Genomic DNA, 8,394 nt, shown 5'->3' with positions numbered 1-8,394 from the left:
GCCCCGGCGCGCGCGGGCCGGGGCCGGTGGGGCGCGACGGGGCGGCGGCGGTGCGGGTCCGCTGCGGAGGCGTAACACAAGCTCAACCTGATCAGGCGCCTCAGCAGGCACAATGCCATCTGCCGTGCCACGGCCACCGTCCCCGCCGCCGCTCAGGAGCCCCCCGTGTCCGACCACCCCACCGACAAGTCCCCCGCCCCGGCGCCGAGTCCGGCGGCCCTGGAGCGCCTCTTCCGCATCCGCGAGCGCGGCTCGACCGCCGCCCGGGAGGTACGCGGCGGGCTCGCCACGTTCTTCACGATGGCGTACATCCTCGTGCTCAACCCGATCATCCTCAGCGGCGCCGAGGACAAGTACGGCAACCAGCTCGACTTCGGCCAGCTCGTCACCGTCACCGCGCTCGTCGCCGCCGTGATGACCGTGCTCATGGGGCTGACCGCCAACCTGCCGCTGGCGCTGGCCGCCGGACTCGGCCTCAACACCGTCGTCGCGTACCAGATCGCCCCGCTGATGACCTGGCCCGACGCGATGGGCCTCGTCGTGCTGGAGGGCATCGTCGTCTGCCTGCTCGCCGCCACCGGCGTGCGCGAGGCCGTCATGAACGCCATCCCGCAGCCGCTGAAGATGGCGATCAGTGTGGGCATCGGCATGTTCATCGCCCTCATCGGCTTCATCGACGCCGGCTTCGCCACCCGGATCCCGGACGCCGCCGGCACCACCGTCCCGCTGCAGCTCGGCGGCGGCGGGACGCTCGGCGGCTGGCCGGTCGTCGTGTTCTGCGCCGGCGTGCTGCTCACCGTGTCGCTGCTCGCGCGGGGCGTGAAGGGCGCAATCCTCATCAGCATCATGGCGATGACCGTGGTCGCCATCGTCATCAACTCGGTCGCGGACATCGCCGACGAGGCCTGGGGCCTGACCGTGCCCGACTGGCCCGGCGACGTGGTCGAGGCGCCGGACTTCGGGCTGCTCGGGGAGTTCAGCTTCTTCGGGGCGTTCGACGAGGTCAGCGCGGTGACGGTGGTGCTGCTCGTGTTCACCCTCTTCCTCACCGACTTCTTCGACACCATGGGCACGGCCGTCGGCGTCACCAGCGAGGCCGGCCTCCTCGACGAGCGCGGGCGCGTCCCCCGCCTGGGCCGGCTCCTCTTCGTCGACGGGCTCGCCACCGTCGCCGGCGGCGCCGCCTCCGGCTCCTCCAACACCAGCTACATCGAGTCCGCCGCTGGCGTCGGCGAAGGCGCCCGCACCGGCCTGGCGAACCTCGTCACCGGCGCCCTCTTCGGCCTGGCCCTCCTCTTCACCCCGCTCGCCCTGGTCGTCCCCTCCCAGGCGGCGGCGCCGGCGCTGGTCGCGGTCGGCTTCCTGCTGATGACGCAGGTCCGCCACGTCGACTGGACCCGCTACGACATCGCCGTCCCGGCCTTCCTGACGATCGCCGTGATGCCCTTCACGTACTCCATCACCAACGGCCTGGGCGCGGGCTTCATCGCCTACGTGGTCCTCCAGGCGGTCATGGGCCGCGCCCGGCGGGTGCACCCGCTGATGTGGGCGGCGTCGGCGCTGTTCACGGTCTACTTCGCGATCGAGCCGATCGAGGACCTGCTCGGCGTGTGAGCCCCGGGTCAGAGGTGGCGCGTCGCCAGCGTGAGGCGGTCCCGGGCGTCGAGCAGCGCCTCCCGGATCCCCTGCTCGTGCCCCGGCGTCAGCCGCGCCACCGGCACCGAGCAGCTGATCGCGTCCCGCGCCGGCGTACGGTACGGGATCGCGACCCCGAGGCAGCGCAGCCCCAGCGTCGACTCCTCCCGGTCCAGGGCGTAGCCGCGCTCGCGCACCCCGTGCAGCTCCTCGATCAGCTGCTCCCGGTCGGTGACCGTGTGCTCGGTCAGCGGCGCCAGCGACTCCGGCAGCAGCTTGCGGACCGCCTCGTCGGGGTACGTCGCGAGGAGCGCCTTGCCCAGCGCCGTCGCGTGCGCCGGGAGCCGGCGGCCGACGCGGGTGAACGGCCGCAGGTAGTGCTGCGACTGGCGGGTGGCGAGATAGACGATGTTCACGCCGTCCAGCCGCGCCAGGTGGATGGTCTCCGTGGTGTCGTCCGCGAGCCGGTCGAGGGTGGGGCGGGCGGCGGCCACGACCTCGTCGCCGTCGATGTACGACGTGCCGACGAGCAGCGCCCGCACCCCGATCCCGTACCGCGTGCCGGTGCCGTCCGTCTCCACCCAGCCCAGCTCCGTGAGCGTGCGAAGGAGCATATAGAGGCTGGACTTGGGGTAGCCGACGGCTTGCTGGACGTCGCCGAGGCTGTGCATTCCGGGCCGGGCCGCGAAATACTCAAGCAGTTCCACGGTGCGGACGGCAGACTTGACCTGACCCCCACCGGCGTCGGCGACCCCCATGGCGCTTGACCCCTTCGCTTGAACAGCGATACAAATCCAAGAGATTCACGTATAGAGACGGCGTTCAGAATATCGAACCACCGGTATCGTCGGTCACCGTCCGCCATGTGTGCAAGAGGAACGGAGACATCTCAGTTGTCCGCACCAGTGTCCGCACCAGTCTGGAGCGTCGACCCCCGCACCGGTAACCGCCGGGAGCAGGTTGCCACCGAGGCGACCGCCGAGGAGATCGACAAGACCGTACGCGCCGCGCACGCCGCCGCCGCGGCGCTCGCCGATCGCGCGCAGCGCGCCCGGTTGTTGCGGGCCGCGGCCGACCTCTTCGACCAGCACGTCGACAAGGTCGTCGAGTGCGCCGACGCCGAGACCGCCCTCGGCCCCGGCCGGCTCAGCGGCGAACTCACCCGCACGACCTACCAGTTGCGCGCCTTCGCCGACATCGCCGAGGCCGGCGACTTCCTCGACGTGCGCATCGACCACGCCGACGCCTCCCTCGTCCCGCCGCGGCCCGACCTGCGCCGCTGGAAGGTGCCTCTCGGCGTCGTCGCCGTCTACTCCGCCTCCAACTTCCCGCTCGCCTTCTCCGTCCCCGGCGGCGACACCGCCAGCGCGCTCGCCGCCGGCTGCCCCGTCGTGGTCAAGGCCCACCCCGACCACCCCGGCACCTCCGAGCTGTGCGCGGCGCTGCTGCACCGCGCGGCGGCGGAGGCGGGGCTGCCGCAGGAGGTGCTCTCCGTCGTGCACGGCTTCGACGCGGGCGTGGAGCTGGTACGCCATCCGCTCGTCGCCGCCGCCGGGTTCACCGGCTCGGTCCGCGGCGGGCGGGCCCTGTTCGACGCCGCCGCGGCCCGTCCCCGGCCCATCCCGTTCCACGGCGAGCTGGGCAGCCTCAACCCCGTCGTCGTCAGCGAGGCGGCGGCCGCGGAGCGGGCCGAGGAGATCGGCGCGGGGCTCGCCGGGTCGATGACGCTGGGCGTGGGCCAGTTCTGCACGAAGCCGGGTCTGGTGCTGGTACCGGCGGGCGAGGCCGGGGACCGGCTCGTCACCTCGCTCACGGCGGCGGTCAGCGACACCGAGCCGGGCGTGATGCTCGACCCGCGGATGCGGACGGCCTTCGTCGCGGGCGTACGGGAGCGGGCGGAGCTGCCCGGCGTGGAGAGCCCGGTGACGCCGGGCGCGAACGGGGAGCACACCGTCAGCGGCGGCTTCCTCACCGTCGACGCCGAGCGCCTCGCCGGCGGCGGGGACTACGACCTGCTGGTGGAGGAGTGCTTCGGGCCCGTGACCGTCATCGTGCGGTACGGGGACGTCGCGCAGGTCTCCGCGGTGCTGGCCCGGCTCCCGGGCAACCTCACGGCGACCGCGCACCTGGGCGCGGCGGAGGCGGCGGGCACGGAGGACACGGGGGACGCCGGTGCGGCGCGGCTGCTGGCCGAACTGACCCCGCTCGCCGGGCGGGTCCTCGTCGACGGCTGGCCCACGGGCGTCGCCGTCGCCCCCGCCCAGCACCACGGCGGCCCCTACCCGGCGACCACGTCGACCTCGACGTCCGTCGGCGGCACGGCGATCGAGCGCTGGCTGCGCCCGGTGACGTACCAGAACACGCCGCAGCCGCTGCTGCCCGCCGAGCTGCGCGACGCCGATCCGGCGGACGTGCCCCGCACGGTGAACGGCGTCCGGCAGAGCTGACGCGTACGGTGCGGGCGGCGGTTCGCACGCCGCCCGCACCCGCCGTCCGTACGGGGGTCCGGCCCCCGCGGTCCGGGAGAGCTACGTCAGCGCCCGGGCCAGCGCGTCGGCGAACCGGTCCGTCGTCCGCCGGTCCCGGACCGCGAGCCGCAGCCACGCGGGGCCCAGGCCGGGGAACGTGTCGCCGCGGCGGACGGCGAAGCCGAGGGCGCGCAGCCGTTCGCGTACGACGAGCCCCGCGGCGGTGCCGTCCGTTCCCGCGACTCCGGCGACCCGGACGAGGACGAACGGCGCCTCGGCCGTCCCCGCGGTCGTGACCTCCGCGAACTCTCCGAGCCTGCGCAGCAGGTACGCCCGGTCGGCGGCGGCCGTCCGGCCCGCCGCGGCCGCCTCCGCGAGCGCCCGCGGCCCGCACACCGCCTCGGCCGCCGCCAGCGCCAGCGTCGACACCGGCCACAGCGGCTGCGCCCGCCCCAGCGCGGCGACGGTGCCGGCGTCGCCGAGGACGTAGCCGACGCGCAGGCCGGCGAGCCCCCAGGTCTTGGTGAGGCTGCGCAGGACGACCAGCCCGGGCACGTCCGTGCGCCCGGCCAGCGACTCGCGCTCGCCCGGCACCGCGTCCATGAACGCCTCGTCCACGACGAGCGTCCGCCCCGGCCGGGCCAGCGCGGCGACGGCCGCGGCGGGGTGGAGGACGGACGTCGGGTTGGTCGGGTTGCCGACGACGACGAGGTCGGCGTCCTCGGGCACCGCCCGCGGCGGCAGCCGGAAGCCGTTCCCGGCGCGCAGCAGCACCCGCTCCACCTCGTGCCCGGCGTCGCGCAGCGCCGCCTCCGGCTCCGTGAACTGCGGGTGGACGACCACCGCCCGGCGCACCGCCGGCCGCAGCGCCCGGGCCAGCAGCACGAACGCCTCGGCGCCGCCGACGGTGAGCAGTACCCGGCCGGCCGGCACCCCGTGCCGGGCGGCGGCGGCGGTGCCGGCGGCGCGGCCGTCGGGGTAGGCGGCGAGCCGGTCGAGGGAGCCGGCGAGGAGTTCCCTGAGCCAGCCGGGGGGCGTGCCGGCGCGGACGTTGACGGCGAGGTCGGTCAGGCCGGGCGCGGCGTCGCGGAGTTCGGCGTCGCCGTGGTGGCGGAGGTCGTGACGGGCGGGGGCGGGGGGTTCAGTGCGCATGGGCGTGGTCGCCGTGGTGGTGCCCGTGCCCATGGCCGTGTCCGTGTCCGTGGCCCGTGCCGTCCTCGTCCGGGTGGAAGTGCGGCTGCTGCGGGATGCCGACCTTGTCCTCGAAGCCGGGCAGGGCGATGCGGTAGACGCAGGAGTCGCAGTTCATGCGCAGGTCGCCGGCGACGGCCTCCTCGTACCGCTCCGTCACCAGCTCGACCAGCTCCTCGGCCGGGCCGATGACGTCCGCGGTGCGCACCCCGGCCTCCGGGTGCGCGGCCGCCCACTCCCGCGCCTGGCGGGCGACGCGGTCGGGGAGCACGCCGGGGAAGAGGAAGTAGGGCAGCACGACGACGTTCCCCCGGCCCTCGGCACGGGTGCCCCCGGCGCCCAGCCGGCGGCACCGCTCCAGGCCCGCGGCGACGTCGGGCGCGGCGAGCGACACGAACGCCGTCTCGACGCCCGCGTAGCCGCGGCCCTCCCAGAGCAGCCGGGCGGCCTTGTGCACCTCCGCGTTGGCGTCAGGGTCGGTGGACCCGCGGCCGACGAGGAGGACGGTGGTACGGGCCCGCGCGGCACGGGCGTCCGCGCCCGCCGCGCCGAGGGCCTCGTCCACGCGGCGCTCCAGCACGGACAGCAGCTTCGGGTGCGGGCCGAGGGGCCGCCCGTAGGAGTACGAGAGGCCGGGGTGCCGCTCCTTCTCGCGGGCCAGCGCGGCGGGGATGTCGCCCTTGGCGTGCCCGGCGGAGACGAGCATGAGCGGCACGGCGGCGAAGTGCCGTACGCCGCGGTCGACGAGCCCGGCGACGGCCTCGCCCAGCGGCGGCGGGGACAGCTCGATGAAGCCGCCGGCCACGGGCGGCCCGGGGCTGCGGTCGGCGAGCACGCGCACGAACGCGCGGAACGCCTCGGCGCCGGCGGCGTCGCGGGTGCCGTGGCCGGCGATGAGCAGGGCGGGCTTGGTCACTGACGTCTCCTCGGTGGTACGGGGCCCGGCGGCGCCGGGCGGGGTGGTGCGGAACGGGCGCCGGCGGCGGTCACGGGCCGGCGGTGGCGGCCGGGTGCGTGCCGGTCGGGGGCGGGGCGTAGAGCAGGGCGTTCAGCACGGCGGCGGCCACCGCGGAACCGCCCTTCTCGGAGACGTTGCTGACCGCCGGCAGCCCCGAGGCCCGCAGCGCCGCCTTGCTCTCCGCCGCCCCCACGAACCCCACCGGCAGCCCGACCACCAGCGCCGGCGCCGCCCCCAGCGCGATCAGCTCCGTCAGCGCCGTGGGCGCACAGCCGACCACCCACACGGCGCCGTCGCCCACCTCCTCGTACGCCAGCCGCACCGCGGCCGCCGACCGGGTCAGGCCCGGCGCGGCCACCGCGTCGCGCAGCCGGCAGACCGCCCGGCGGGCGGTGATGCCCGCCGCGACCATCTCCACGTCGGCGACGACCGGCGCGCCGGCGTGCAGCGCGGCGTGTGCGGCGGCCAGCGACGCCTCGTCGCACACCAGGTCGCCGGCGTAGGCGAGGTCGGCGGAGGAGTGGATGACGCGCTCGACGACCGCGCGGGTCAGCGGCGGCAGGTGCGCGGTGCCGACCCGGGCGCGCAGCCGCCGGTACGACTCCTCCTCGATGGGGTGGACGGTCCTCGCGGTCCTCGTCACGGGTGGGACTCCTTCGGGGCTTCGTCGATGGCGTCGGCCGGGCAGACCTCCACGCACTCCAGACAGCCGGTGCACAGGTCGGCCCGGACGAACAGGGCGCCGCCGCGCGGGCGGACGGCGTGCTCGGGGCAGGTGAGCAGACAGGCGCCGCAGCCGGTGCAGCGGTCGTTGACGGTGGGGACGGCCGGGGCGGCGCGGGCGGCCGGGACGGCGGGGCCGGTGGGGCCGGTGGGGACGGCCGGGCCCGTGCGGGCGCTCACATCTGCCACCGGTAGCCGCGCGGGGTCACCATCCGGCCCGCGACCTCGCGCGTCGCCGAGTTCCCGACCGTCACCACGGTCATCATGTCGACGGACCGCGGGTCGAGTTCCGCCAGCGTCGTCAGCAGCACGTGCTCGTCCGGCCGGGACGCGTTCCGTACGACGCCCACCGGCGTCGTCGGCGCGCGGTGCTTCGCCAGCAGCGCCAGCGCCTCCGGCAGCTGCCGGTGCCGGGCGCGGCTGCGCGGGTTGTAGAAGGTGACCACGAGGTCCGACTCCGCCGCCGCCCGCACCCTGCGTTCGATCACCGCCCACGGCGTGTGCAGGTCAGAAAGGCTCACGGCGACGTGGTCGTGCCCCAGCGGCGCACCCAGCAGCGCCGCCGCGGCCAGCGCCGCCGTCACCCCCGGCACGCCGGCGACGTCGATGTCCGCGCCCGCCTCCGCCAGCGCCGGCGACGCCATCGCATACACGCCCGCGTCGCCGCTGCCGACCAGCGCCACCGCGTGCCCCGCGCGTGCCTCGGCCACGGCGGTGCGGGCGCGTTCCTCCTCGGCGCCCAGCCCGGACTCCAGGACCCGCGTGCCGGGGCGGAGCAGGTCGCGGATCTGCGCGACGTACTGGTCGAGGCCGACGACCACCGACGCCCGGCGCAGCTCCGCGCGGGCGCGCGGCGTCAGCAGATCGCGGGCACCCGGCCCGAGGCCGACGACGGCGAGCCTTCCGCGGGGCCGGCGGCGGGCCACGGCGCAGGTGGCCATCGCGGGGCGGCCGGCGGGGGCGGACTTCCGCTTGCGTACGACGAGTTCGTCGTCCGCGCCGGCGGCGGTCAGCTCGTCGGCCTCCGCGACGCTGGGCGTGCCCACGGCGGCGAGGGGCGCTGCGGACGGGGTGGGCACGTCCACGGCGGCCAGCGCGGCGGCCGGGAACGTGCGCAGCGGCACCCCCAGGCGCTCGGCGGGGGCGGGCGGCCCCCGCTCGCCGGCCTTCGCGTCGACGGTGGCGAGCGCGGTGACGGAGGGCGGGCTCAGCCCCGCGTCTTCGAGGGTCTCCCCGACGAGCCCCAGCACCTCGTCCGCCGGCGCCCCGCGGCTGGCGCCCACCCCGACGACGAGCGACGGCGGGCGGAGCACCGCTTCGCGGGCCGCGAGCGGCAGGCGGCGGTCGGTGACGTACAGGCGGACGTCCGTCGAGACCGCGGCCCCGCCGCCGGCCCCGCCTCCGGCCCCGACGTGCGGC

8 protein-coding genes are annotated in these 8,394 nt (G+C 76.3%); 2 read left to right on the top strand and 6 right to left on the bottom strand.

Annotated features, from left to right (window positions below; all coding sequences use genetic code 11):
* Positions 1-165 precede the first annotated feature (165 nt).
* Positions 166-1,614, top strand: a complete 1,449-nt coding sequence (locus ABD317_RS29825; RefSeq protein WP_344293797.1) for an NCS2 family permease — start codon at positions 166-168, stop codon at positions 1,612-1,614.
* 8 nt (positions 1,615-1,622) lie between these two features.
* Here ABD317_RS29825 and ABD317_RS29820 read toward each other — a convergent pair whose 3' ends face one another.
* The gene (locus ABD317_RS29820) at positions 1,623-2,393 is read right to left on the bottom strand and encodes an IclR family transcriptional regulator domain-containing protein (RefSeq protein ID WP_027753523.1); all 771 of its coding nucleotides are present in this window, start codon (positions 2,391-2,393) and stop codon (positions 1,623-1,625) included.
* Between the two features lie 147 nt (positions 2,394-2,540).
* Between ABD317_RS29820 and ABD317_RS29815 the strand changes: the two genes are divergently transcribed.
* Complete coding sequence (locus ABD317_RS29815; protein WP_344293801.1) at positions 2,541-4,082, top strand: aldehyde dehydrogenase (NADP(+)); 1,542 nt, start codon at positions 2,541-2,543, stop codon at positions 4,080-4,082.
* 81 nt (positions 4,083-4,163) lie between these two features.
* Here ABD317_RS29815 and cobC read toward each other — a convergent pair whose 3' ends face one another.
* The 5 genes from cobC to cobJ all read right to left on the bottom strand — a co-directional run.
* A complete protein-coding gene (gene cobC / locus ABD317_RS29810) occupies positions 4,164-5,288 on the bottom strand; it encodes an Rv2231c family histidinol phosphate aminotransferase CobC (RefSeq protein ID WP_425582467.1) in 1,125 nt (374 codons plus the stop codon).
* Positions 5,245-6,210 (bottom strand): sirohydrochlorin chelatase, encoded by a 966-nt coding sequence (locus tag ABD317_RS29805; RefSeq protein WP_344293795.1) that lies wholly within the window; start codon positions 6,208-6,210, stop codon positions 5,245-5,247. Before ABD317_RS29805 ends, cobC begins: the two co-directional genes overlap by 44 nt.
* Before the next feature lie 70 nt (positions 6,211-6,280).
* Positions 6,281-6,895: a precorrin-8X methylmutase gene (locus ABD317_RS29800; RefSeq protein WP_344293793.1), complete on the bottom strand. Its 615-nt coding sequence runs from the start codon at positions 6,893-6,895 to the stop codon at positions 6,281-6,283.
* Entirely contained in the window at positions 6,892-7,155 is a 264-nt protein-coding gene (locus ABD317_RS29795) for an ATP-binding protein (RefSeq protein ID WP_344293791.1), read from the bottom strand. Before ABD317_RS29795 ends, ABD317_RS29800 begins: the two co-directional genes overlap by 4 nt.
* On the bottom strand, positions 7,152-8,394 hold a 1,243-nt coding region (gene cobJ, locus ABD317_RS29790; RefSeq protein ID WP_344293788.1), incomplete at its 5' end, for a precorrin-3B C(17)-methyltransferase. The genes cobJ and ABD317_RS29795, both read right to left, overlap by 4 nt.

Origin of the sequence: Streptomyces synnematoformans, assembly GCF_039531005.1 — a bacterium.
GTDB lineage: Bacteria > Actinomycetota > Actinomycetes > Streptomycetales > Streptomycetaceae > Streptomyces > Streptomyces synnematoformans.
The sequence above is the reverse complement of the archived record's forward strand: the minus strand, read 5'-3'. Positions and strand labels throughout refer to the sequence as shown.